The 22,220-nt window shown below is 73.6% G+C and carries 22 protein-coding genes; 14 read left to right on the top strand and 8 right to left on the bottom strand.

All coding sequences use genetic code 11. The features are described from left to right. The first annotated feature begins 120 nt into the window (after positions 1–120). From LIV55_RS10310 to LIV55_RS10290, 5 genes are all read left to right on the top strand, one after another. Positions 121–768 (top strand): response regulator transcription factor, encoded by a 648-nt coding sequence (locus LIV55_RS10310; protein WP_191564141.1) that lies wholly within the window; start codon positions 121–123, stop codon positions 766–768. A 461-nt stretch (positions 769–1,229) separates the two neighbouring features. Next, positions 1,230–1,607 carry a hypothetical protein gene (locus tag LIV55_RS10305; RefSeq protein ID WP_205473727.1) on the top strand — a complete coding sequence of 126 codons (378 nt, stop codon included), beginning with the start codon at positions 1,230–1,232 and terminating at the stop codon, positions 1,605–1,607. A gap of 90 nt (positions 1,608–1,697) precedes the next feature. Continuing rightward, a complete protein-coding gene (locus tag LIV55_RS10300; RefSeq protein ID WP_229300125.1) occupies positions 1,698–2,660 on the top strand; it encodes a LysR family transcriptional regulator in 963 nt (320 codons plus the stop codon). Between the two features lie 94 nt (positions 2,661–2,754). Next, complete coding sequence (locus tag LIV55_RS10295; RefSeq protein WP_229300124.1) at positions 2,755–3,576, top strand: IclR family transcriptional regulator; 822 nt, start codon at positions 2,755–2,757, stop codon at positions 3,574–3,576. A gap of 5 nt (positions 3,577–3,581) precedes the next feature. Beyond that, positions 3,582–4,583 (top strand): 2-hydroxyacid dehydrogenase, encoded by a 1,002-nt coding sequence (locus LIV55_RS10290; RefSeq protein WP_229300123.1) that lies wholly within the window; start codon positions 3,582–3,584, stop codon positions 4,581–4,583. Here LIV55_RS10290 and LIV55_RS10285 read toward each other — a convergent pair. Genes LIV55_RS10285 through LIV55_RS10260 form a run of 6 tightly spaced genes read right to left on the bottom strand, consistent with a single transcriptional unit; the run spans position 4,561 to position 10,841 of the window. Continuing rightward, positions 4,561–5,277 carry a sulfite exporter TauE/SafE family protein gene (locus tag LIV55_RS10285; RefSeq protein ID WP_229300122.1) on the bottom strand — a complete coding sequence of 239 codons (717 nt, stop codon included), beginning with the start codon at positions 5,275–5,277 and terminating at the stop codon, positions 4,561–4,563. The genes LIV55_RS10290 and LIV55_RS10285 overlap by 23 nt on opposite strands. Then, the gene (locus LIV55_RS10280) at positions 5,274–6,314 is read right to left on the bottom strand and encodes an ABC transporter ATP-binding protein (RefSeq protein ID WP_123092679.1); all 1,041 of its coding nucleotides are present in this window, start codon (positions 6,312–6,314) and stop codon (positions 5,274–5,276) included. Before LIV55_RS10280 ends, LIV55_RS10285 begins: the two co-directional genes overlap by 4 nt. After that, positions 6,311–7,330, bottom strand: a complete 1,020-nt coding sequence (locus tag LIV55_RS10275) for an ABC transporter ATP-binding protein (protein WP_229300121.1) — start codon at positions 7,328–7,330, stop codon at positions 6,311–6,313. The genes LIV55_RS10280 and LIV55_RS10275 overlap by 4 nt, the downstream gene beginning before the upstream one ends. Then, positions 7,327–8,298: an ABC transporter permease gene (locus LIV55_RS10270; RefSeq protein WP_123092681.1), complete on the bottom strand. Its 972-nt coding sequence runs from the start codon at positions 8,296–8,298 to the stop codon at positions 7,327–7,329. The genes LIV55_RS10275 and LIV55_RS10270 overlap by 4 nt, the downstream gene beginning before the upstream one ends. A gap of 10 nt (positions 8,299–8,308) precedes the next feature. Beyond that, positions 8,309–9,238 carry an ABC transporter permease gene (locus tag LIV55_RS10265; RefSeq protein ID WP_123092682.1) on the bottom strand — a complete coding sequence of 310 codons (930 nt, stop codon included), beginning with the start codon at positions 9,236–9,238 and terminating at the stop codon, positions 8,309–8,311. 52 nt (positions 9,239–9,290) lie between these two features. Further along, positions 9,291–10,841 carry an ABC transporter substrate-binding protein gene (locus LIV55_RS10260; protein WP_229300120.1) on the bottom strand — a complete coding sequence of 517 codons (1,551 nt, stop codon included), beginning with the start codon at positions 10,839–10,841 and terminating at the stop codon, positions 9,291–9,293. A gap of 155 nt (positions 10,842–10,996) precedes the next feature. On the opposite strand from LIV55_RS10260, the gene LIV55_RS10255 reads away from it, so the two are divergent. The 5 genes from LIV55_RS10255 (at position 10,997) to LIV55_RS10235 (ending at position 16,223) form a co-directional block, all read left to right on the top strand. Then, positions 10,997–11,953 (top strand): 2-hydroxyacid dehydrogenase, encoded by a 957-nt coding sequence (locus tag LIV55_RS10255; RefSeq protein WP_229300119.1) that lies wholly within the window; start codon positions 10,997–10,999, stop codon positions 11,951–11,953. Further along, positions 11,950–12,318 (top strand): universal stress protein, encoded by a 369-nt coding sequence (locus tag LIV55_RS10250; protein WP_229300118.1) that lies wholly within the window; start codon positions 11,950–11,952, stop codon positions 12,316–12,318. Before LIV55_RS10255 ends, LIV55_RS10250 begins: the two co-directional genes overlap by 4 nt. Before the next feature lie 148 nt (positions 12,319–12,466). Beyond that, entirely contained in the window at positions 12,467–13,399 is a 933-nt protein-coding gene (gene kdgD, locus LIV55_RS10245) for a 5-dehydro-4-deoxyglucarate dehydratase (RefSeq protein ID WP_068271292.1), read from the top strand. A gap of 11 nt (positions 13,400–13,410) precedes the next feature. Further along, positions 13,411–14,904 (top strand): aldehyde dehydrogenase (NADP(+)), encoded by a 1,494-nt coding sequence (locus LIV55_RS10240; protein ID WP_229300117.1) that lies wholly within the window; start codon positions 13,411–13,413, stop codon positions 14,902–14,904. Further along, entirely contained in the window at positions 14,901–16,223 is a 1,323-nt protein-coding gene (locus LIV55_RS10235; RefSeq protein WP_229300116.1) for an enolase C-terminal domain-like protein, read from the top strand. Before LIV55_RS10240 ends, LIV55_RS10235 begins: the two co-directional genes overlap by 4 nt. Positions 16,224–16,385: 162 nt before the next feature. Here LIV55_RS10235 and LIV55_RS10230 read toward each other — a convergent pair whose 3' ends face one another. Continuing rightward, on the bottom strand, positions 16,386–16,952 hold the full coding sequence (locus LIV55_RS10230) for an NADPH-dependent FMN reductase (RefSeq protein WP_229300115.1): 567 nt from the start codon (positions 16,950–16,952) through the stop codon (positions 16,386–16,388). A 137-nt stretch (positions 16,953–17,089) separates the two neighbouring features. Between LIV55_RS10230 and LIV55_RS10225 the strand changes: the two genes are divergently transcribed. Both LIV55_RS10225 and LIV55_RS10220 read left to right on the top strand, forming a co-directional pair. Further along, entirely contained in the window at positions 17,090–18,415 is a 1,326-nt protein-coding gene (locus tag LIV55_RS10225) for a hypothetical protein (RefSeq protein ID WP_191564147.1), read from the top strand. After that, positions 18,412–19,848 (top strand): hypothetical protein, encoded by a 1,437-nt coding sequence (locus LIV55_RS10220; protein WP_229300114.1) that lies wholly within the window; start codon positions 18,412–18,414, stop codon positions 19,846–19,848. The genes LIV55_RS10225 and LIV55_RS10220 overlap by 4 nt, the downstream gene beginning before the upstream one ends. Here the strand turns inward: LIV55_RS10220 and LIV55_RS10215 are convergent. After that, positions 19,829–20,866, bottom strand: a complete 1,038-nt coding sequence (locus LIV55_RS10215; protein ID WP_191564155.1) for an alcohol dehydrogenase catalytic domain-containing protein — start codon at positions 20,864–20,866, stop codon at positions 19,829–19,831. The genes LIV55_RS10220 and LIV55_RS10215 overlap by 20 nt on opposite strands. 52 nt (positions 20,867–20,918) lie before the next feature. Between LIV55_RS10215 and LIV55_RS10210 the strand changes: the two genes are divergently transcribed. Then, on the top strand, positions 20,919–21,476 hold the full coding sequence (locus tag LIV55_RS10210) for a DUF4396 domain-containing protein (protein ID WP_229300113.1): 558 nt from the start codon (positions 20,919–20,921) through the stop codon (positions 21,474–21,476). Further along, entirely contained in the window at positions 21,473–22,117 is a 645-nt protein-coding gene (locus LIV55_RS10205; RefSeq protein WP_229300112.1) for a class I SAM-dependent methyltransferase, read from the top strand. The genes LIV55_RS10210 and LIV55_RS10205 overlap by 4 nt, the downstream gene beginning before the upstream one ends. Positions 22,118–22,220 lie beyond the last annotated feature (103 nt).

Genomic DNA, 22,220 nt, shown 5'->3' with positions numbered 1-22,220 from the left:
CACGTCCAAGCCCAAGTGAGCATGGAGTGATCCACGCAGAGCATCACGAAGGGAGGACGGGCCGACCGGCCGCAGCGGCATCCTCGCCAAGGCCCCCTTCGTGCGGGCTACCGTCGAGAGATGTCTCCAGCGGACGGAGTAGCCCCCATCAGGGTCGCCCTGCTCGACGACTGCGAGATGGTCGCCAGAGGGGTGGCCGCGATGCTTGCCGACCACCCCGGCCGGGTCGACCTCGTCGAGGCCGACCACCGGCTGGTCGTCGCGCAGCCCGTCGACATCGCCCTGTGGGACGCCTTCGCGCCCGGGGCGAGCGCGAAGGACCGCCCCGGAGCCGTCGACGACTCCCTCGTGCGCCGCACGGTGCTCTACACGTGGGACGTCTCGAGCCGGAGCGTGCGGCTCGCCCAGGAGCGTCACCTGTCCGGGGTGCTGTCGAAGTCGGCGAGCGCCGGCCGGCTCGTCGACGCCCTCGAGCGCGTCGACGCGGGCGACCTCGTCGTCATGGGGCCAGAGCACGAGGTCACCGAGGAGTGGGCAGAGGGCGACGGGTGGCCGGGCCGGGCCGAGGGCCTCACCCGGCGGCAGTCCGACGTCGTGCGCCTCGTCGTCGTCGGTCTGAGCAACCAGCAGATCGCTCACGCGTGCTACCTCAGCATGAACTCGGTGAAGTCCTGCATCCGCGCCGCGTACCGCACGATGGGCGTCAGCTCGCGCAGCCAGGCGGTGCTGTGGGGCGTCGACCACGGCTTCCGCCACCACCACCCCTGACGACGGGGGACCCACCGCGGGTCGGCCAGGAGCACCCACGGCGGGCCGCTCTCCACGCTACGGCGGTGGCCTGGTCGACGCAGGCCCCCTTTCGGGCGGTCCCGCTCAGGTGCGGGCCGCGGTCGGCTGGTGGGAGCGGCGAGGGTCGAGCACAGCGTGACGAGTGCGTGACCTCGCCGAGCTGGGCCCTCCCTCGTCGCCCTCGTCGCTCCCATCCCCCCAGCGGCCGTGGTGCGCCGATGCGACGACGGTACTCGCGTCTCTTTACTGCGTCTTTACTTTCGCTTTACTACCCCTAGAGAATTTCTCAGCGCTGGACAGCGACCGGGCTGCTCGCAGGAGACAGTGCGAGGGTGAGGGCTCACCACCCCTTCGACGTCTGGACGCCTCCCATCCCTGCTGCAGCAGCCCGTGCCCGAGCCCGCCGGTGGGCGCACGTCGACCCGGCCCGACGAGGCCTCGTGCTGGCGTGGGTGGGCTTCACCCTCACCTTCGCCCTCGCGCGCCTCGTCACCGGGGTCATCAAGATCGGCGACCAGGACACGGGTGACGTCGTCGTCGGCGGCGTGCACCTGCACCACTACCTGTGGGGCATCGCCATCGTCGTCGCCGTCGCGATCTACGGGCTCGTCGACCGCAGCGCACGGACCCGGTCCGTCATGGGTGCCGCCCTGGGTGTCGGCGTGGCGCTCATCGTCGACGAGATCGCGCTGCTCGTCACCCTCGAGGACGTGTACTGGACGAGCGAGGGCTGGTCCAGCGTCGCCGTCGCGGTCATCATCATCGGCGTCGTCGGCAGCGCGCTCGCCGCGACCCGCAGCGGCCGGCAGGACGACTGAGCCGCCGTCGCGTGGCACCGGTTCGACGAGGGGGTGTCACCTCGAGGTGACACCCCGTCTTCGACCCACCGCCCGCGTACGCTCGGGCTCGTGATCACCCTCGACCAGGTCCGCTGCTTCGTCGCGGTCGCCGAGGAGCTGCACTTCGGGCGCGCGGCGCAGCGGCTGCAGATGACCCAGCCCCCGCTCTCCCGCCAGATCCAGAAGCTCGAGCGCGCCGTCGGCGCCCACCTGCTCGAGCGCGACAACCGGCACGTCGAGCTGACCGGGGCCGGTCTGGCCTTCCTCGACGAGGCCTACCGTCTGCTCTCCGTCGTCGAGAGCGCCGGCGACGTCGCCCGCCGGGTCGACGCCGGCGCCGCAGGCGTGCTGCGCCTGGGCTTCACCGCCGTCTCTGCCATCTCCATCCTCGGCCCGCTCCTGCGCCGTCTGAGCACCGAGCTGCCCGACGTCGAGGTGCTCCTGTCCGAGCGCGTCACCGGGGCCCAGGCCGATGGCATCCGCCGCGGCGAGCTCGACCTCGGGCTCGCGCGACCCCCCTTCGACACCGGGCTGCTCAGCTCGCGCGTCGTCCTGCGCGAGCCGCTCATGGCCGTGCTCCCCACGGGCCACCCGCTTGCCGGGCTCGACCGCCCGCTGACGCCGGAGGACTTCGACGGCGAGCCGGTCATCGCCTACGACCCCCGGCAGTCCCGCTACTTCCACGAGCTCCTCGTGCGCTTCTTCGCCAACGCCCACCCGCGCGTCGACCAGCGGGTGCACCAGGTGCTCACCGCCCTGCTCCTCGTCTCCGCCGGCCGCGGCACGACCCTCGCGCCGAAGTCGGCCCGCTCCCTCGGCGTCGCCGGGGTCGTCTTCGCCGAGCTCGCGCACGGCGGCGGGCGCACCGGTCTCGACGCCGACCCCGAGCGGCCGGTCGAGCTCCACGCGATCTGGGACCGCTCGTCGGTCAGCCCGGTCGTGCGCCGGGTGCTCGACGTCGTGCGGGCGGCGCCCGAGGCGCGCGCCGCCGCGGCGACGGATCGCGCCCGGCGCGTGGAGCAACCCGGCTAAGGTGTCAGCCAGGGAGCACGACGTCCACGGATGTGGACGCGTGCCCCGTCGATGACAGCCGAGCCCGCGACGACGCGGGGAGCAGGAGGACCTGGTGACGAGCGCGACCGAGCCGCAGCCCGAGGTGCCGGCGGAGCGTCCTGAGGTCCGCGAGGTCAAGTCGGCCGCGCGCACCGTCGAGGTGCTCGAGTTCCTCGCCGCCCGCGACAACCGACCGGTGCGGCTGCGCGAGCTGAGCGAGGGCCTCGGCGTCCCCCGCAGCAGCCTCCACGCCCTGCTGCGCACGCTCACCCAGCGCGGCTGGGTCCGCGCCGACAGCACCGGCACCCTCTACGGCATCGGCATCCGCGCGCTCCTCGCCGGCACGACGTATCTCGACTCCGACCCCTTCGTCCCGCTCATCACCCCGGTCCTCGAGGACCTGCGCGAGCAGCTCGACGAGACCCTGCACTTCGGTCGCCTCGACGGTCAGGACGTCGTCTACCTCGCGACCCGTGAGTCCAGCCAGTACCTGCGCCCCTTCAGCCGGGTCGGCCGACGGCTGCCCGCCTTCAGCACCTCGCTGGGCAAGGCGATCCTCGCCGACCTGCCGCCCGACGACCTCGCGGCGCACCTGCCCCCCGAGCTCACGCCGCTCACCCCGCGCACCATCACCACTCGGCCCAGCCTCGAGGACGACCTCGCCCTGACCCGGCAGCGCGGGTACGCCATCGACAACGAGGAGAACACCCTCGGCGTGCGCTGCTTCGCCGTGCCGCTGCGCTACCTCCAGCCGACGTCGGACGCGATCAGCGCCTCCGTGCCGCTCGCCCGTCTCGACGAGGCCCGCGAGCGCGAGGTCATCGGGGCGCTGCAGCAGGCCGCGCAGCGCATCACCGCGACCGTCCTGCCCGCCGCCCGGACGCTCGCGTGGTGACCCCGATGAGCACCCCGCGCCCGCTCGAGGTCCTCGTCACCGAGCCGATCATGACCCGCTTCGCCGACGTGCTGACCCGCGACGGCGCGAGCCCCCACGCCTGGCACCTCGCGAGCGGCGCCGATGCCGCGCGGCACGCCGCCGAGGCCGAGGTCCTCGTGTGCTCCTCGGCCACGCCCGAGCTGCTCGCGACGATGCCCCGGCTGCGCCTGCTCCACGTCACCGGGGCCGGCACGGACAAGATCGCGATGGACACCCTCGGCCCCGACGTCGCCGTCGCCACCACCTCGCACCACGGGCCCTCCATCGCCGAGCACGTGATGATGGTGTCGATGATGCTGCTGCGCGGGGTGCGCGGCTCCGACGGGCGAATGCGTGAGGGGCGCTGGCACAACGCGATCGTCGATCAGACCTACCCCTTCGGCACCCTGCTGTCCGGACGCACCCTCGGTCTCGTCGGTCTCGGCGAGATCGGCGGGTCCGTCGCCCGCCTCGCGCAGGCGATGGGCATGCGCGTGCGCGCGGTGCGCCGCAGCCCCGACGCCCCGCCGCCCGAGGGGGTCGAGCTCGACTGGAGCGGACCCACCGAGGCGCTGCACGAGCTGCTCGGGGCGAGCGACGTCGTCGTCGTCACCGTGCCGCTCACGGAGGCCACCCGCGGCAGCATCGACGCGGCCGCGCTCGCGGCGATGCGCCCCGACGCCGTCCTCGTCAACGTCGCCCGCGGCCCGGTCGTCGACGAGCAGGCCCTCCACGACGCGCTGAGCGAGGGCAGGATCGGCGGCGCCGGCATCGACGTGTGGTGGCGCAACCCGCGCGACCCCGACGCCCCGCCGCCGTCGCACCTCGACTTCACCGGCCTCGACAACGTCGTGCTCACCCCGCACCAGTCCGGGCACACGTGGGAGACCTTCGCCGGTCGGGCGCAGGACATCACCGACAACGTCGACGCCCTCGCCGACGGCCGCGAGCTGCGCGGTGTCGTCAGAGCACCTGCTGGCCGATGAGGAGCACCGCGCCGACGACGGAGACGGCGATCGCCACCCGTCGCTGACGCACCGGGTCGAGGACCCGGTTGAGCCCGCGCGAGAGGACGAAGCCGAGCACGGGCATCGGCAGCAGGAGCAGGACGGCCCGCATGATCTCGGCGTCGACGGCTCCCGCGACGGCGAGGGTCGCGACCGACACCGCGGAGCCGACGAGGAAGAACGCGCTCATCGTGCCCCGCAGCCGGGCGCCGTGGTGGCCCTGCCACACGAGCGCCATCGGCGGCCCGCCGATCGAGGTCGCGGTGCCGAAGAGGCCTGACGCCGCGCCCGCGGTGAGCAGGGCCCCCTTCGTCGGCTCGGGCCGCCAGCCCAGACCGGTGATGACCGTGCCCGCGAGGACCACGGCGGCGACGAGCAGGGCGAGCACGCGGTCCGGCGCGAGCGCGACGACCGCGGCCCCCGCGACCGACCCCGGGACACGTCCGGTGAGCGCCCACCCGGTGCCGCGCAGGTCGACGTGCTGCCGGTCGGTGACGAGCGTGAGGGTCGTGACGACGGCGGCGAGCAGGACGAGGGTCGCGGGCAGCAGGGTCGGCTGCACGAGCGCGACGACGGGCGCCGCGATCATGCCCATGCCGAAGCCGATGGACCCCTGGAGCATCGCCGCCAGGGCGACGGCGACCCCGACGACGAGGAGCTCGCCGGGGCTCACGTCGTGCTGGCGACCCGCTCGTCGACCCTCGCCGCCCCGTCGGTGAGCGGGTGGAAGCACTCGGCGACGTGCGTGGGCGCGTCGACCTGCTCCACGAGCGGCGGCCGTGCGGTCGCGCACTCGTCGGTGGCCCGCCAGCACCGGGTGCGGAAGCGGCAGCCCGACGGCGGGTCGATCGGCGAGGGGATCTCGCCGCGCAGGATGATCTGCTCGCGACGCCGGCTGTGGTCGAGCGAGGGCGCCGCCGACAGCAGCGCCGCGGTGTAGGGGTGCTGGGGCTGGTCGAAGACCTGCTGCGCCTCCCCGGACTCGACGACCCGGCCGAGGTACATGACGACGACGCGGTCGGCGACGTGGCGCACGACGGACAGGTCGTGGGAGATGAAGAGGTAGGCCACGCCGAGCTCGCGCTGGAGCTCCTCGAGGAGGTTGAGCACCTGGGCCTGGACGGAGAGGTCGAGGGCGGAGACCGGCTCGTCGCAGACGATGACCGACGGCCCGAGCGCGAGGGCCCGCGCGATGCCGATCCGCTGGCGCTGGCCGCCGGAGAACTCCTGGGGGTACTTCGAGGCGTCGCTCGGGCGCAGCCCGACGAGGTGGAGCAGCTCGCGCACGCGGGCCGCCCGGTCGCGCCGGGTGCGATACATCCCCGAGTGGGTGGCCCACGGCTCGGCGATGATGTCGCCCGCGCTCATCCGCGCGTTGAGCGAGGCGAAGGGGTCCTGAAAGACCATCTGCACGCGGCGGCGGAAGTCGAGGAGCTCCTTGCCGGACAGGGCGAAGGGGTCGACCCCGTCGAAGCGCACCGTGCCGCTCTCGGGGCGCTCGAGCATGAGCAGGGAGCGGGCGAGCGTGGACTTGCCGCAGCCGGACTCGCCGACGAGGCCGAGGGTCTCGCCGCGGGCGAGGTCGAGGCTCACGCCGTCGAGAGCGGTGAGGGAGCCACCGCGCACGCTGAAGGTCTTCGTGAGGTCACGGACCTGGAGCAGCGGCTCGGCACCCTCGGTGGAGGTGGGGGCAGCGGTGGTGTCGGTCATCGGGCGACCTCCTCGGCGAAGTGGCACGCGGCGAGCCGGCCCGGCTCGACCTCGCGGACCGCGGGGCGCTCCGCGCGGCAGACGTCCTGCACGAGCGGGCAGCGGTCCTGGTAGACGCAGGCCGCGGGGATGGCGTGCAGCTCGGGCGGCGAGCCGCCGATCGAGGGCAGGTCCGCCCCGCGGTGGTCCTCGCTCGGCACGGACTCGAGCAGCCCCCGCGTGTAGGGGTGGCGCGGCGAGCCGAAGACCTCCTCGACCGGGCCCTCCTCGACGACCCGCCCGGCGTACATGACGACGACGCGGTCGCAGCGCTCGGAGACGAGCGCGAGGTCGTGGGTGATGAGCACGACGCCCATGTCGTGCTCGGTGCGCAGGTCGGCGAGCAGCTGCATGATCTGCGCCTGCACCGTGACGTCGAGGGCGGTCGTCGGCTCGTCGGCGAGGAGCACGTCGGGCGAGAGGGCCACGGCGATCGCGATGAGCAGGCGCTGGCGCATGCCGCCGGAGAACTGGTGCGGGTAGGCGTGGTAGCGCTCCTCGGGCTCGGGGATCCCGACCCGGCGCATGAGGTCGACCGCCTCGACCTTCGCCTGCTTGCGCGACATCCCCCGGTGCAGCCGGAAGGGCTCGGCGAGCTGGCTGCCGACGGTGTTGACCGGGTTGAGCGCGGTGAGCGCGTCCTGGAAGACGATGGCGATCTCGGGGCCGGCCATCTGCCGGCGCCGCGAGCGGCTCGCGGTGACGAGATCGGTGTCGCCGACGTGCACCGACCCGCTGCCGATGCTCGCGACGGGGTCGAGCAGGCCCACGACGGCGGTCGCGGTGAGCGACTTGCCGCAGCCGGACTCACCGAGGAGGGCGACGGTCTGCCCCCTTCGCGCCACGAAGCTCACGTCGTCGACGGCGCGCACGACGCCGCCGGGGGTGCTGATGTCGACGCTGAGGCCCTCGACGCGCAGGGCGACCTCGCGGTCGTCGGACGGGGTCGGACGGGTCTGGGTGGCTGCGGTGCTCACGTCGTGGACTCCTTGATCTGGGGCACGGAGCGGCGGCGGGCCGAGCGCGGGAGCGCGAGGCGCCAGCGCTGCGCCGGGTCGGTCGCCAGCCGGACCCAGGCGGCGAGGATGCTCGCCGAGACGGTGGTGAGGACGATGGCCAGGCCGGGGAAGAAGGAGAGCCACCACGCGGTCTGCAGGTAGGCGCGGCCCTGACTGACCATGAGGCCCCAGCTGACGTCCGGGGGCTGGATGCCGATGCCGAGGAAGCTCAGCGAGGACTCGGCGAGGATGACGAAGCAGAACTCCAGGGTCGCGACGGTGAGCAGCGTCGGCAGGATCACCGGCAGGACGTGCCGCCGGATGATCGCCCCGCTCGGGGTGCCGAAGGTGCGGGCGGCGTCGACGAAGGTGCGGCTCTGCAGCTCGGCGGCCTCGGCGCGCGCGGTGCGCAGGTAGATCGGGATCCGGGTGATCGCGAGGACGAGGACGATGTTCGCGGCGCTCGGCGAGAAGACGTAGAGCACGACGACGGCGAGCAGCAGCGAGGGAAAGCTGAGGATGACGTCGGCGACGCGCATGGCGATCGTCTCGCGGCGGCCGCGGTGGTAGCCGGCCCACATGCCGATCGCCGAGCCAATGACCGCCGCGACGAGCACGGCCGGCACTGCGACGAGGATCGTCGTGCGGGCGGCGACGACGAGACGGGCCAGCAGGCTGCGGCCGAGCAGGTCGGTGCCGAGCACGTCGAGCCAGCCCGACTCGAGCGAGAAGGGGGCCTGGCGTCCGCGCGCGAGGTCGATGCGGTTGGCGGCGTCGCCGACGAGCATCGGCCCGATCGCCGCGGTGAGCAGGACGAGGGCGAGGACGACGGCCGCGGCCGTGGCGACGCGGTCGCGCAGCAGCAGCCGCCACAGGGGCAGCGAGGACGTCCGGGCCGGCTCGCCCTCCACGGGCGTCTCGGTGCGGGACTCGAGGGTGGCGCTCATCTGGTCCTCCTCAGGCCGTGGCCGTCTCGCGGACCCGGGAGTCCAGGAGCGCGTAACCGATGTCGATGACGATGTTGAGCACGAAGATGGCGACCGCGGTCAGCAGCACCGCGGCCTGCAGGGCGGCGAAGTCACGGCCGACGATCGAGTCGATCATCAGCTTGCCGATGCCCGGCCAGCCGAAGATCGTCTCGACGACGACGGCGCCGTTGACGAGGCCGACGGTGAGGTCGCCGGCGACGGTGAGGGCCGGGGCGGCCGCGTTGCGCAGCGCGTGGTGGGTGACGACGCGGGTGTCCGAGGCGCCCTTGCTGCGGGCGAGCCGCACGTACGGGGCGGACAGGGCGGAGACCATCGCGCCGCGCACCACCTGGGTGAGCACGCCGAGGGGCCGGACGACGAGGACGGCGACCGGCAGCACCCAGGACGCCATCCCGTAGTCGACGCCCGACGTCGGCAGGATGCCGAGCACGACGGCGAAGATCCACACGCCCATGATCGCCAGCCAGAAGTCGGGGACGCTCGCGGCGATCATCGACAGGGTCGAGGCGATCCGGTCGCCGATCGAGTTGGGCCGGTAGGCCGCCCAGCTGCCGATGACGATCGCGAGGACGATCGCGATGAGCATCGTCGCCCCGGCCAGCTGCAGGGTCGCGGGGAAGGCGCGCAGCGCCATCGTCCCGGCGTCCTCGCCGGTGCGCAGCGACTGCCCGAGGTCGAGCTGCACGACGCCCTTGAGGTAGTCGAGCATCTGCACGTGGATCGGGTCGTCGAAGCCGTTGGCCGCCGCGAACTCGGCCCGCTGGGCGGGCGTCGCCGACTCCGGCAGGTACAGCGCGGACGGGTCGCCGGTGAGCCGGGCGAGCACGAAGACGCCGAGCAGGACGACGACGAGGGGCAGGACGCTCGTCAGCGAGCGACGGCGCAGGAATCTCAGCATGGGTGGGCCTTCGTCCGGGTCGTCGTGGCGGTGGCGGTCATGGCGGCGCCCGTCACTGGTCTCGGGTGAACTCGGCGAGGCGCATCTCGTCGCCCGTCGCGGAGTTCGGCTCGTAGGACACCCGCGGCGCGAGCGCCATCGTGGCGCGCTGGTGGGCGATGAAGGCGAACTGGGTCGAGGTCTTCGGCTCGGTCTGGAAGACCTCCTCGAGCTTCGTCTGCCGGCCCTCCCCCGTGTCCTGCGAGGCGCTCTCGATCATCTCGTCCAGCTCCGTCGTCCCACCGGCGCTCTGGTTGCCCTCGCTGAGGTAGTACTGCTCCATCGTGAAGATGCCGTCACCGGCCTGGTTGCCGTGCTGGATCATCAGCAGGTACGGCCCGGAGTCCTGCGGGAAGGGCCGCTCCTGCAGCGCCACGGTGCCCAGGGTGTCGGTCATCTCGATCTTCACGTCGAGGCCCAGGCCGCTCAGCTGCTGCTGGATGACCTGGATGGTCTCGTCGATGAGCGGGAACTGCCCGGAGCGACCCACGAGCCGGATCTGCGGGCTGAGGTCGACGCCGTCGGCCTCGGCCTCGGCGAGCAGCTGCTTGGCCTTGGTGAGATCGGTCGGCCAGGGCTCGAGGTCGTCGTCGTGGCCCACGACGCCGGGCGGGATGAGCTGGGCGGCCACCTCCCCTTCGCCCTGGTAGAGCTCGTCGACGAGGGCCTGGCGCGGGACCGCGTAGGCGATCGCCTCGCGCACCCGGCGGTCGTCGAGCGGGGGCTGCTCCATCTGCATGCGCAGCGCGGCGGTCTCGTTGTTCGGGTAGGTCGTCGTCAGCTCCTCGGAGCCGTCCTCCGGGCCGAGGTTGGTCGCGACGTCGGCCTCGCCGCGCTCGACCATCGCGGCGCGCACGCTGCCCTCGCCGCGCCACTGGTACTCGACGCGGTCGAAGTCGGGGGCGTCGCCCCAGTACTCGGGGTTCGCGGAGAGGCTGAGCTTCGTGCCGGCCCGCCAGGAGTCGACCTGGTAGGGCCCGGTGCCGATCGACTGCCGGACCTTGGCCTCGCCGTCGGTCTCCTCGGGCACCATCTCGACGAAGGAGAGGCGAAGGGGGAGGATCGGGTCGGCCTCGGGCGCGGTCACCCGCAGCGTCGTCGCGTCGACCGCCTCGGCCTCGAGGTCGGTGTCGCCGAAGACGTAGCCCTCGACGTTGCACGCGAGGTCGCCGTTGACGGCCCGGTCGATGGAGTGGACCGCGTCCTTCGCGTCGAAGGTCGACCCGTCGGAGAAGCGGACGTCGTCGCGCAGCTCGAAGGTCCACGTGCGCTCGCCGGCCGAGGAGGTCCACCCCGTGGACAGCAGCGGCTCGAGCTCGCCCGTCGAGGGGTTGCGCTCCGCGAGCGGCTCGGTGATGTTCGAGCGGACGACGACACCGGTGCCGGTGAGGGAGGAGTCGCACGGCTCGAGCGACGGGGGCTCCTGCGAGAGGACGACGCGCAGGGCGTCGGTGGAGAAGGACTCGCCCGAGCCGACCGAGCAGGCGGCGAGCAGCGGGAGCGTGGCGGCGGCGAGCGCGGTCAGGCGCACCCGGCCTCGGGACGAGGGACGACGCTGCGCCATGGGGCCTCCTGGCTCGGCGACATCGCTGGCGCCGGTCGTTCACGGATGTGGATGACGTTCCGGTGGTGGAACGCTAGGGGTCGATCACTCCGCCGTCAAGAGTTCACATCCATGAACTTTGTCCAGATATGTACGACACCGCTATCGTCGATCGCATGACAGACGCTCCCCGGGTCCTCCAGGTCGGCCCTCTCAAGCCATCGTTGTCCGAGACGTTGCGCACGCGGTACCGCGCCCTCGAGCTGCCGCCGGGGGAGGCGTCGGCGGACTTCCTCGCCGAGCACGGGGCGGGGGTCACCGCCGCGGTGACCTCCGGTCGCACGGGCGTCGACGCCGCGCTCATGGAGCGACTGCCCGACCTGCGCGCCGTCATCAACTTCGGGGTCGGCTACGACACGACCGACGTCGCCCGCGCCGTCGAGCGCGGCATCACGGTGAGCAACACCCCCGACGTGCTCACCGACTGCGTCGCCGACACGGCCGTGGGCCTGGCGCTCGACGTCACCCGCGGGCTGAGCGCCGCCGACCGCTTCGTGCGCCGCGGCGACTGGGCGCAGGGCCCCTACCCGCTCATGCACCGGCTCAGCGGCCGTCGCATCGGCATCCTCGGGCTCGGCCGGATCGGCCAGGCCGTGGCCACCCGGCTGTCCGCCTTCGGCTGCCCGATCAGCTACCACAGCCGGCGCGAGGTGCCCGGGGTCGGCTACACCTACGCGGCGACCCCGCGCGAGCTCGCCGCCGGCGTCGACGTCCTCGTCGTCACCGCGGCCGGCGGACCGTCGAGCACCCACCTCGCCGACCGCGAGGTGCTCGAGGCGCTCGGCCCCGACGGGTTCCTCGTCAACGTCGCGCGGGGGTCGGTCGTCGACGAGGAGGCGCTCGTCGAGCTGCTGCTCGCCGGCCGGCTCCGGGGCGCCGGGCTCGACGTCTTCGCCCACGAGCCGCAGGTGCCGCAGGCCCTGCTCGACCTCGACTCCGTCGTCCTCCTGCCGCACCTCGGCAGCGGTACCCACGAGACGAGGGCCGCGATGGAGCAGATGGTGCTCGACAACCTCGACGCCTTCCTCGAGCGCGGGTCCGTGCTCACCCCGGTGCCGGAGGTGACCCGATGAAGGTCGTCGTCGGCTACCGCGCCACCGAGGCGGGCCGCGCCGCCCTCGCCGAGGCCGTCTCGCACGGGCGGGCCCACGGCAGCGAGCTCGTCCTCGTCGTCCCCGCAGCCGAGCGGGCCGAGGCCGACGACGCCCTCGCCGCCGCCGGGGCCGAGGCCGAGGTCGTCGAGGTCGGTGACGACCGGCAGGCCGAGACCGAGCTGCTCGACCGCTCCTACGAGGACGACACCCAGATGCTCGTCATCGGCCTGCGCCGCCGGTCCCCCGTGGGCAAGCTCTTCCTCGGCAGCACGGCCCAGCGCCTCCTGCTGGAGGCGGGCTGCCCGGTCGTCGCCGTCAAGCCCGAGGTCGCACCGCGGCGCTGACGTCCGCGCGCTCCCCGGGCGTCGTCGTCGCGCGACAGCGATGCCCGGGGGGTATTGCGGGATACATCTTTGGGCTTGGACAGGCATCGTCCACCCCTCCTAGCGTGACCGACGAACCCCCCACCGGTACGACGACAAGGACGACAGCGTGACCGCCTACAGCCCCGCAGACCTGGCCGAGCAGCTCAAGAGCGGACTGCTCTCCTTCCCGGTCACGCACTTCACCCCCGACCTCGAGCTCGACCTCGACGCGTACCGCCAGCACCTCGCCTGGCTCGCCGAGCACCCCGTCGCCGGTCTCTTCGCCGCCGGCGGCACCGGCGAGGGCTTCAGCCTCAGCCTCGCCGAGACCGACGCCGTCGTGCGCGCCGCCGTCTCCGAGGTCGCCGGGCGCACCCCGGTCCTCGCGCCCGCCACCGGCGCGACCGTCAACGCCGTCGCCCAGGCCCGCGCGGCCGCCGACGCCGGTGCCGACGGCATCCTGCTCATGCCGCCCTACCTCACCGAGGCCGGCCAGGACGGCCTCTACGAGCACGTGAGCCGCGTGTGCGAGGCCACCGGCCTGGGCGTCGTCGTGTACTCGCGTGCCAACGCCGTGCTCCACGCCCCGACCGTCGCCCGTCTCGCCGAGGCCAACCCGACCCTCATCGGCTTCAAGGACGGCATCGGCAACGTCGAGCAGATGACGCGCACCTACGCCACCGTCGGCGACCGCCTCATGTACATCGGCGGCCTGCCGACCGCGGAGACCTTCGCCCTGCCGCTGCTCCAGCTCGGCGTGAGCACCTACTCCTCCGCCCTCTTCAACTTCGTGCCGGAGTGGGCCGTGGCCTTCTACGACGCCGTGCGCCGCCAGGACACCGACGAGGTCTACCGTCGGCTGCGCGAGTTCGTCCTGCCCTACCTCGACATCCGTGACCGCACCCCCGGGTACGCCGTCTCGATCGTCAAGGCCGGGCTCGAGGCCATCGGCCGTCCCGCCGGCCCGGTCCGCCCGCCGCTGACCGACCTCCGCCCGGACGAGCGCGCCGAGCTCGCCACCCTCGTCGAGCGCACCCGCCTCGTCGAGACCGCCCGCTGAGAGGACATCACATGACCGACCAGCCCACCTCGATCGTCGCCGGCGCCGAGAGCGCCACCGCCGACGTCGCCGCCGCCACCCAGGCCGCCGAGGACGCCTTCGCGCAGTACCGCGCGACGACCCCGCAGCAGCGCGCCGACTTCCTCGAGGCGGTGGCCGCCGAGATCGAGGCCGACACCGACGCCCTCGTCGAGGCCGCCGTCGCGGAGTCGCACCTGCCCCAGGGCCGCATCACCGGTGAGGTCGGTCGCACGACCGGCCAGCTGCGGATGTTCGCCGGCGTCGTGCGCCGCGGTGACCACCTCGGCGTGCGGGTCGACCCGGCTCAGCCGGACCGCACGCCGCTGCCGCGCGCCGACATCCGCCAGCGGATGATCCCGCTCGGCCCGGTCGCCGTCTTCGGGGCGAGCAACTTCCCGCTCGCCTTCTCGACCGCGGGCGGCGACACCGCGTCCGCGCTCGCCGCCGGCTGCCCGGTCGTCGTCAAGGGCCACCCCGCGCACCCGCGCACGGGCTACCTCGTCGCGAAGGCCGTCTCCCGTGCCGTCGCGAGCGCCGGTCTGCCGGCCGGCACCTTCTCCTTCCTCCTCGGCGACGGGATCGAGCTCGGCCAGGAGCTCGTCCGCGACCCGCGGATCACCGCCGTCGGCTTCACCGGCTCGCGCGGCGGCGGTCTCGCCCTCGTGCGCGCCGCGGCCGAACGCGAGGTGCCGATCCCGGTCTACGCCGAGATGTCCTCGATCAACCCCGTCGTCGTGCTCCCCGGGGCGCTCGAGGGCGACGTCGCCGGGCTGGCGCAGGCCTACGTCGGCTCGCTCACCCTTGGGTCGGGCCAGTTCTGCACCAACCCCGGCCTGCTCTTCCTGCCCCGCGGCGAGGCGGGCGACGCCTTCGTGGCCGCCGCCGCCGAGGCGGTCGGCCAGGCCTCCGGCACGCAGATGCTCACGTCCGGCATCGCCCAGGCGTACGCCGAGGGCACGGCCCGCCAGTCCTCCGGCGACGGCATGACCGTGCTCGCGACCGGCTCGGCCGGCGAGGGCTCCGACGCCCCCGCGCCGCAGCTCACCGAGGCCGCCTCCGCCGACTCCCCCGTCGTCGCCGACGAGGTCTTCGGGCCCGCCGGCGTCGTCATCCGCTACGACTCGGTCGAGGGCCTCCTCCCTTCGCTCGCCGACCTCGAGGGCCAGCTCACCGCGACGGTCCACGCGGCCGCGGGCGACGCCGAGGCGGCACGCGCGCTGCTGCCGACCCTCGAGCGCAAGGTCGGACGCATCCTCTTCAACGGCTGGCCCACCGGGGTCGAGGTCGGGCACGCGATGGTCCACGGCGGACCCTTCCCCGCGACCTCCGACAGCCGCACGACCTCGGTCGGCTCGCTGGCGATCGAGCGCTTCCAGCGTCCGGTGGCCTACCAGGACGTCCCGGCCGACGTGCTGCCCGAGGCGCTGCGCGACGACAACCCGTGGGGTCTGCTGCGGCGCGTCGACGGGGAGCTGCAGGCGTGAGCACGACGATCGCCCGCGTCGAGGTCGTGCCCGTCGCCGGGCACGACTCGGCGCTGCTCAACCTCAGCGGGTGCCACGGCCCGTACTTCACCCGCAACATCGCGATCGTCACCGACTCGCAGGGTCGCGAAGGGGTCGGCGAGGTGCCCGGTGGCGAGGCCATCCGGCGCACCGTCCTCGACGCCTCCGAGCTGCTCGTCGGTCAGCCGGTCGCCCGTTTCCGCTCGCTGCTGCGCGACGTCGCCGCCGCCTTCGCCGACCGGGACTCCGGTGGGCGCGGGCTGCAGACCTTCGACCTGCGCACGACGATCCACGCGGTGACCGCGCTCGAGTCCGCGCTGCTCGACCTCTCCGGCCAGGAGCAGGGCGTGCCCGTCGCCGAGCTCCTCGGCGACGGCCAGCAGCGCACCCACGTGCCGATGCTCGGCTACCTCTTCTACGTCGCCGACCCCGACGAGGTGGGCGGGGCCTACCTGCGCGAGCCGGACGGCGCCGACGACTGGGAGCGGGTGCGCCGCGAGGTCGCGATGACGCCCGAGGCCGTCGTGCGTCTCGCCGAGGCCGCGCAGGCCCGGTACGGCTTCACCGACTTCAAGCTCAAGGGCGGCGCGCTGCCCGGCGAGGAGGAGGTCGCGGCCGTCACCGCGCTGCACGAGCGCTTCCCCGACGCGCGGATCACGCTCGACCCCAACGGCGGGTGGCTGCTCGCCGACGCGATCCGCCTGCTGGGTGGCACCGGTGACGTCCTCGCCTACGCCGAGGACCCGTGCGGTGCCGAAGGGGGCTACTCGGGTCGCGAGATCATGGCGGAGTTCAAGCGGGCCACCGGTCTGCGGACGGCGACGAACATGATCGCGACGGACTGGCGCCAGATGGCGCACGCCATCCGGACGAACGCCGTGGACATCCCCCTCGCGGACCCGCACTTCTGGACGATGGCCGGCTCGGTGCGCGTCGCGCAGATGTGCCACGAGTTCGGGCTGACGTGGGGCTCGCACAGCAACAACCACTTCGACGTGTCGCTGGCGATGTTCACCCATGTCGGCGCGGCCGCCCCGGGCGAGATCACCGCGCTCGACACGCACTGGATCTGGCAGGACGGGCAGGGGCTGACGACCGACCCGCTGCAGATCCGCGACGGGCAGATCGAGGTGCCGACGGCCCCGGGGCTCGGGGTGACGCTCGACCGCGAGCGACTCGCCGAGGCCAACGCCCTGTACGAGGAGCACGCACTCGGCGCCCGCGACGACGCGATCGCCATGCAGGCCCTCGTGCCGGGCTGGACCTTCGACCCGAAGCGTCCCGCCCTCGTGCGCTGAGCCGAGACGACGAAGGGGGACCCCGACCGGATCGGTTGGGGTCCCCCTTCGTCGTCCGACGGGCCGTGCGACCACTGCGCACGCTCTGCCGCGCGCTACGGCGCAGTACTGGTCGCGATCGCGACCAGTACCGCGCCGTAGCTCGAGGTCTGGCGGGGCCGGTCAGGCGACGGGCTGGTCCTGCAGGACGAGCGCGCGGGTCGCGGCGACGAGCTGGTCGACGAGGACGTCGAGCTCGTCGGCGCGACGCTCCTGGAGCTGCAGGCCGTCCTGGCCGAGCTCGGTGAAGAGGCTGAGCGCGACCTGCTGACGCACGGCGTGCATCGAGAAGTTCGCGACGACGGAGCGCCAGTGCTCGACCGCGCGGATGCCGCCGTCGGCGCCGTAGGAGACGAAGGCGACCGTCTTGCCCATCCACTCGGGGGCGAGGGAGTCGAAGGCGTTCTTGAAGGCGCCGGGGATCGAGTGGTTGTACTCGGGGGTGACGAAGACGAAGCCGTCGTACTGGTCGATCGCCCGGCCGAAGCGCACGACGCGCTCGTCGTCGTACTGGCGGTTCGCCATGCCGGGGATGACCGGCGAGGTGAGCATCGGCAGGTCGAAGTCGGCGAGGTCGACGATCTCGAAGGTGGCCTCCTCGCGCTGGTCGGCGGTGGCCTGGACCCACTCGGCGACGGTGCGGGCCGCGCGGCCCTCGCGGACGGAGCCGACGATGATGCCGATCTTCATGTGGTGCTCTCCTTCGGTGATGCTACGTGCATTGGTTTAAATCTCAACTAACACGATAGCCGATCCATTCCCCCGGTCCCAATCGCCGTCGTTTCGTGGGGTACCGACGGCCGCGGCGGCCGGGAGACGATGTCGCCATGAGCCCGCACGAGATCGCCGACCCGACGACCCCGCGCAGCAAGACCCCCTTCGTCGTCGCCGGCGTGCTCGCCGCCGGGGTCGCGGTCGCGGCGACCGCGGGCCTGGCCTGGCGCGCCCTCGACCCCACGACCGAGGTCACCGGCCAGGTCGCGCTGACGAGCGAGGCCCTCGTGCGGATCGGGCCCGGCGGGTGGTACTACGAGTCGGGACGGCGCGGGGCGCCGGACCTCGTGCGCCAGGTGGGCACCGACGCGTCGTGGGAGGTGCCCGAGATGGAGTCGGGCCTCAGCGCGACCCCTGACCTGCTCACCGAGGACGGCACGGTGCTCCTGCTCGACGGCGACGCCGTCGAGATCCGCACCGCCGACGGCACTCAGCGCGCGGACGTGCGCGACGTCGCGCAGGCCTACGGCGAGGACCTGTGGCCCGGCGAGCGGCTCGAGCTGGTCGGTGCGAGCGCGACCCACGCCGTCGTGCGCAGCTGCCTCACCGACGAGTCCGACGGCGCCGCCCAGGACGTCACCGTGCTCGCCGGCGTCGCGCTCGACGACGGCGACGTCTCGTGGGCCACCCGGGTCGCCGCCTCCTGCGACCCCGAGGTCGCCACCTACAAAGCGCGCCATGTCCCCGCCCAGCGGTACACCTTCGTCGAGACCCCGGACGAGGTCCTCGCCGTCGACCTCTCCGACGGCGACGTCGCCCAGCGGTGGCGTGGCCTGGAGATCCACGACGTCGCCGTGCGCGGCGACGACGCGCTCGTCACCGTCGGCGACCGGGTGCGGGCGATCTCCCTTCGCTCCGGTCGTACGCTCGACGAGCAGGAGTGCCGGGTCGCCTCGCTCGGCGACGACATCGGCATCGACGGGCAGGTGAGCGAGCTCGGCGCGCTCTCGGCCGGGTGCATGGAGCGCTCCTGGGTGTGGGACGGCGAGCAGCTCGTCGAGGGCCCCGACGACGGGGGCGGGATCAACGAGCCCCTCTCCGAGGGTCGCGAGGTCGCCCGCGGCCGGCTGGCGCTGACCCGCGAGGGCACGACGCTGCACGTGCGCGACCTGCTCGGCGAACGGCCCGACCAGGAGGTGGCGATGCAGTCCGAGGACGCCGTCGTCGCCGCGTACCAGCCCGGTGGCCGCCTGCTCGTGCTCGCCGAGGTCGGCGACGACCACGCCTCGTCGATGCGTCTCGTCGACCTGCAGACCGGCGACCTCGTCGCCGACGCGACGGGGCGCCTCGACTTCAGCGCCGACGTCACGCCCGACGGCTACGCGCTCGTCGAGTCCGCGGACCACGAGACGCACTGGGTCGTCGGGGTGGCCCGATGAGCCGCGCGCGCCCGGTCCGGGTCCTCGTCGGCGTCGCGGTGGCCGTCGTCGCCCTGCTCGTCGTGCTCCTCGGCGCCGGCGTCCTCGGCCCGAGCCGCGCCGAGCGGGCCGCCGGGGTCGACGACCTCACCGGACCCGACGACGCCGTCGGCGTCGTGTGGTCCGGCGAGAGCCGCTTCGTGACGATGGGCCCCGGCGGCTGGTTCTCCACCTCCCCGAAGGGGGACGCGGACGTCCTCATGGTCCACGGGCCGACCGGTCGGCAGTGGTCGATGCCCTCCTTCGACAGCCCCGACGCCATCACCTCCGACGGGCGGGCGATCTCGCTGCTCGGCGGTGACGTCACGATCATCAGCGAGGACGGCACGCGCATCGAGGCGAGCGCCCGAGATCTCCTCGTCGCCTTCGGCGACCGCCGCCTCGTCGCCGGCGAGGACGCCGTCTTCGTCGCGCTGTCGGACGAGCACGTCGTCGTCGCGACCTGCCTCTCCACCGACGGGGCACGGCTCGACGAGGAGGCGCCGGGCGGGCGGACCGTCGTCGCGGCGGTGGGGCTCGACGACGGGCGGGTCGCCTGGACGCACGACACCGAGGTGGGCTGCGAGGCCGACGTCGCGGGCTACCGCTCGATGGCCCAGCCCGAGCAGCGCTACGTCGCGATCCACCCCTCGCAGACCCGCACCGACGTCCTCGACCTCGCGACCGGCACGACCGTCGCGAAGCTCACCGACCGGACGACCGGCCGGGTCGTCGTCCAGGGCGAGCGCGCGATGCGCCGCGACGGCGACACCGTCGAGGTCACCTCGCTGCGCACCGGGCGCACGGTCGCGACGACGACCTGCCCGGGCGCCCGGCTGGGCAACCCGGGCGACACCCAGGGTCGTCTCTCCGAGGACGGGGTGCTCACCGTCGAGTGCGGCGACTCGGTCCGCCTGCTCGACGGGTCCACCTTCGTCACGGTCGACGCTCCCCCGGTCGGCAAGGACCAGCAGGTGCCCGACGGCGGGTCGGTCAGCCACGACCGGCTCGTGCTGACCCGCACGGGCGACACCCTCGCCGTCCGCGACGCGCTCACCGAGCGCGACCTCGGCACCGTCGAGGTGCCCGAGGGCATGCGCATCGCCACGAACGAGCCGCGCGGCCGGGCCCTCGTCCTCTACGAGACGAAGGAGAGCTCGTGGTTCACCGGCAACCGCCTGCGCACGAAGGTCCAGGTGCTCGACACCCGCACCGGCGAGCTCGTCGTGAGCACCGACCGCGGGCTGTCGCCGGGCAGCTCCGTCTCGCCCGACGGATTCGTCGCGATGAGCGCGTCGGTCGACGGCCGGTCGACGACGTCACGCCGGTCGCGCTACCGCGAGGACTCGGTGCACTCCTGGGTGGTCTCGGTGCGCGAGGTGAGCCCGTCGTCGGTCACGGCCGGACGACGGTGATGCCGGCGGGCGCGCCCGCGCCCAGCGCGACGAGCGCGTCCGGGGCCTCGTCGAGGCCGACGACCCGCCCGACGAGCGCGGTGAGGTCGATCCCGTCGGCGACGAGGTCGAGCATCGCGGGGTAGTCCGCGGCCGCGAGGCCGTGGGTCCCGTGCACCGACAGCTCCCACCCGACGACCCGGTCCATCGGCAGGGCGGCATCGGCCTGGTCGCCGAGGAGCAGACCGGCCTGGACGTGACGCCCCCGGCGGCGAAGGGAGAGGACGCTCGCCCGCGCGGTGGGGACGGACCCGTAGGCGTCGAGGGAGAGATGGGCACCACCGCCGGTCGCCGCGACGACCTCGGCCGCGACCTCCTCGGGGGTGCGCCCCGACCCGTCGACGACCGCGTCGGCCCCGAGGGTGCGGGCCAGCTCGAGCGCGCTCGGCGCGACGTCGACGACCGTGACGCGGGCGCCCAGGGCGCGCGCGACGAGCAGCGCGGACAGGCCCACCCCGCCGGCGCCGTGGACAGCGACCTCGTCGCCGGGAGCGACCCCGCCGTGCTGGGCGACGGCGCGGTAGGCGGTCGCGAAGCGGCACCCCAGTGCCGCGGCCTCGACGTCGCCGACGCCCTCGGGCACGGCGACGAGGTTGTGGTCGGCGGCGTGCAGGGCGACCTGCTCGGCGTAGCTGCCCCACCCGGTGAAGCCGGGCTGGGTCTGGTCGGGGCAGACCTGGCCGTCGCCCTGCGCGCACCACTGGCACCGGCCGCAGCCGCAGACGAAGGGAGCGGTGACCCTCTCCCCCACCTGCCAGCGGGTGACCTCGGGGCCGACCTCTCGGATCGTGCCGACGAGCTCGTGCCCGGGCACGTGGGGCAGCTCGACCGGGTCGTGACCCATCCATGCGTGCCAGTCGCTGCGGCACACGCCCGTCGCCGTCACGGTGACGACGACGCCGTCGCGCGGGCAGGCGGGGTCGGGCACCTCGGTGACCTCGGGGCGGGTTCCGGTGCGGGTGACGAGGACGGCGCGCATGGTCGTCATGATGCCTGGCGCATATACCCCTATGGGGTATATGGTCATGATCATGGACACCACCGCTCACCACGAGGACGCGCACGACATGTCCGGCATGGCGGTCAGCGCGACCTTGCACTGCCTCACCGGGTGCGCCATCGGTGAGATCGCCGGTCTGATGATCGGCACGGCGCTGGGGTGGCACACGCTCGGCACCACGGCTCTGGCGATCGCGCTGGCCTTCGTCTTCGGGTACTCGCTGTCGGCCCTGCCCCTGGTGCGGGCCGGGATCGCCCTGGGCTCGGCACTCACCCTCGTGCTCGCCGCGGACACCCTCTCGATCGCGACGATGGAGGTCGTCGACAACGCGGTCATGTGGCTCGTGCCGGGCGCGATGGAGGCGGGGCTGGGCGACTGGCTCTTCTGGGTCTCGATGGGGCTCGCCCTGACGGTCGCGTTCTTCGCCGCGCTGCCGGTCAACCGCTACCTGCTGCGACGAGGCCGGGGTCATGCGATCACCCACGAGGCCACCGGGCACGCGGCGATGGACAACCGCCCGCTCGTCTTCGGCATCGTCGGCTTCCTGCTCGGCGGGCTCGCCGCCGCGATCGGGTCGGTGCTGTCGTGAGCGACACCGATGACGTGCGCGCGGCCTACGACGCGATGGCGCAGGCGTACGCGGCCGCGTACCCGACGACCGAGCCCGAGAGCGCGCCCGAGCTGGCGATGGTCGACCATCTCGTCGAGCTCCTCGGCCCGGCGGCCCGGGTGATCGACGCCGGGTGCGGCACGGGCCGGATGAGCCGCTACCTCGCCGACCGAGGGGCGGTCGTCGAGGGCGTCGACCTCTCGCCGGGGATGCTCGAGCAGGCGAGAGCCGCGCACCCGGACCTCCGCTTCGAGACCGGGTCGCTCACCGACCTCGGTGGTGACGACGAGCGGTACGACGGGGTGCTCGCGTGGTACTCGCTCATCCACCTCGACGACGCCGACGCGGCGCGCGCCGTGCGCGAGATGGCGCGGGTGGTCCGGCCCGGCGGGCTCGTGCTCGTGGGCTTCCAGACCGGGTCGGGGATGCGCGACCTCGGCGAGCGGATGCGCGAGCGCGGGCTCGCCGTCGACCACCTGCCCCGGTGGCACCGCGAGCCCGACGCGGTGCTGTCGCTGCTCGCCCGAGCCGGCCTCGTCGAGGTCGCGGTGATGCGACGGGGCCCGGTGGGCGCCGAGCAGGACGGCCAGGCCGCGGTGCTGGTCCGTCGCGAGACCTGAGGCGGCGGGCCCTTGCTGGTCGAGGCGCGGAGGCCCGCCAGGGCCGGAGCCTCGAGACCACGCCTCGGTCGTGACCCGCGGGTACGACGACCACCGGGGTCAC

This window comes from Janibacter melonis (genome assembly GCF_020567375.1).
GTDB classification, from domain to species: Bacteria; Actinomycetota; Actinomycetes; order Actinomycetales; family Dermatophilaceae; genus Marihabitans; species Marihabitans melonis.
Note: the sequence above shows the minus strand (reverse complement) of the source record. Positions and strands in the feature narration are given on the sequence as shown.

Excerpts from the sequence above, each read along its gene's own strand:
- LIV55_RS10265 (WP_123092682.1), bottom strand. The coding sequence starts at position 9,238 with ATGCTGAGATTCCTGCGCCGTCGCTCGCTGACGAGCGTCCTGCCCCTC.
- LIV55_RS10250 (WP_229300118.1), top strand. The coding sequence starts at position 11,950 with ATGAAGGTCGTCGTCGGCTACCGCGCCACCGAGGCGGGCCGCGCCGCC.
- LIV55_RS10220 (WP_229300114.1), top strand. The coding sequence starts at position 18,412 with ATGAGCCGCGCGCGCCCGGTCCGGGTCCTCGTCGGCGTCGCGGTGGCC.
- LIV55_RS10260 (WP_229300120.1), bottom strand. The coding sequence starts at position 10,841 with ATGGCGCAGCGTCGTCCCTCGTCCCGAGGCCGGGTGCGCCTGACCGCG.
- LIV55_RS10215 (WP_191564155.1), bottom strand. The coding sequence starts at position 20,866 with ATGCGCGCCGTCCTCGTCACCCGCACCGGAACCCGCCCCGAGGTCACC.
- LIV55_RS10310 (WP_191564141.1), top strand. The coding sequence starts at position 121 with ATGTCTCCAGCGGACGGAGTAGCCCCCATCAGGGTCGCCCTGCTCGAC.
- LIV55_RS10225 (WP_191564147.1), top strand. The coding sequence starts at position 17,090 with ATGAGCCCGCACGAGATCGCCGACCCGACGACCCCGCGCAGCAAGACC.
- LIV55_RS10230 (WP_229300115.1), bottom strand. The coding sequence starts at position 16,952 with ATGAAGATCGGCATCATCGTCGGCTCCGTCCGCGAGGGCCGCGCGGCC.
- LIV55_RS10280 (WP_123092679.1), bottom strand. The coding sequence starts at position 6,314 with ATGACCGACACCACCGCTGCCCCCACCTCCACCGAGGGTGCCGAGCCG.
- LIV55_RS10270 (WP_123092681.1), bottom strand. The coding sequence starts at position 8,298 with ATGAGCGCCACCCTCGAGTCCCGCACCGAGACGCCCGTGGAGGGCGAG.
- LIV55_RS10210 (WP_229300113.1), top strand. The coding sequence starts at position 20,919 with ATGGACACCACCGCTCACCACGAGGACGCGCACGACATGTCCGGCATG.
- LIV55_RS10255 (WP_229300119.1), top strand. The coding sequence starts at position 10,997 with ATGACAGACGCTCCCCGGGTCCTCCAGGTCGGCCCTCTCAAGCCATCG.
- LIV55_RS10290 (WP_229300123.1), top strand. The coding sequence starts at position 3,582 with ATGAGCACCCCGCGCCCGCTCGAGGTCCTCGTCACCGAGCCGATCATG.
- LIV55_RS10240 (WP_229300117.1), top strand. The coding sequence starts at position 13,411 with ATGACCGACCAGCCCACCTCGATCGTCGCCGGCGCCGAGAGCGCCACC.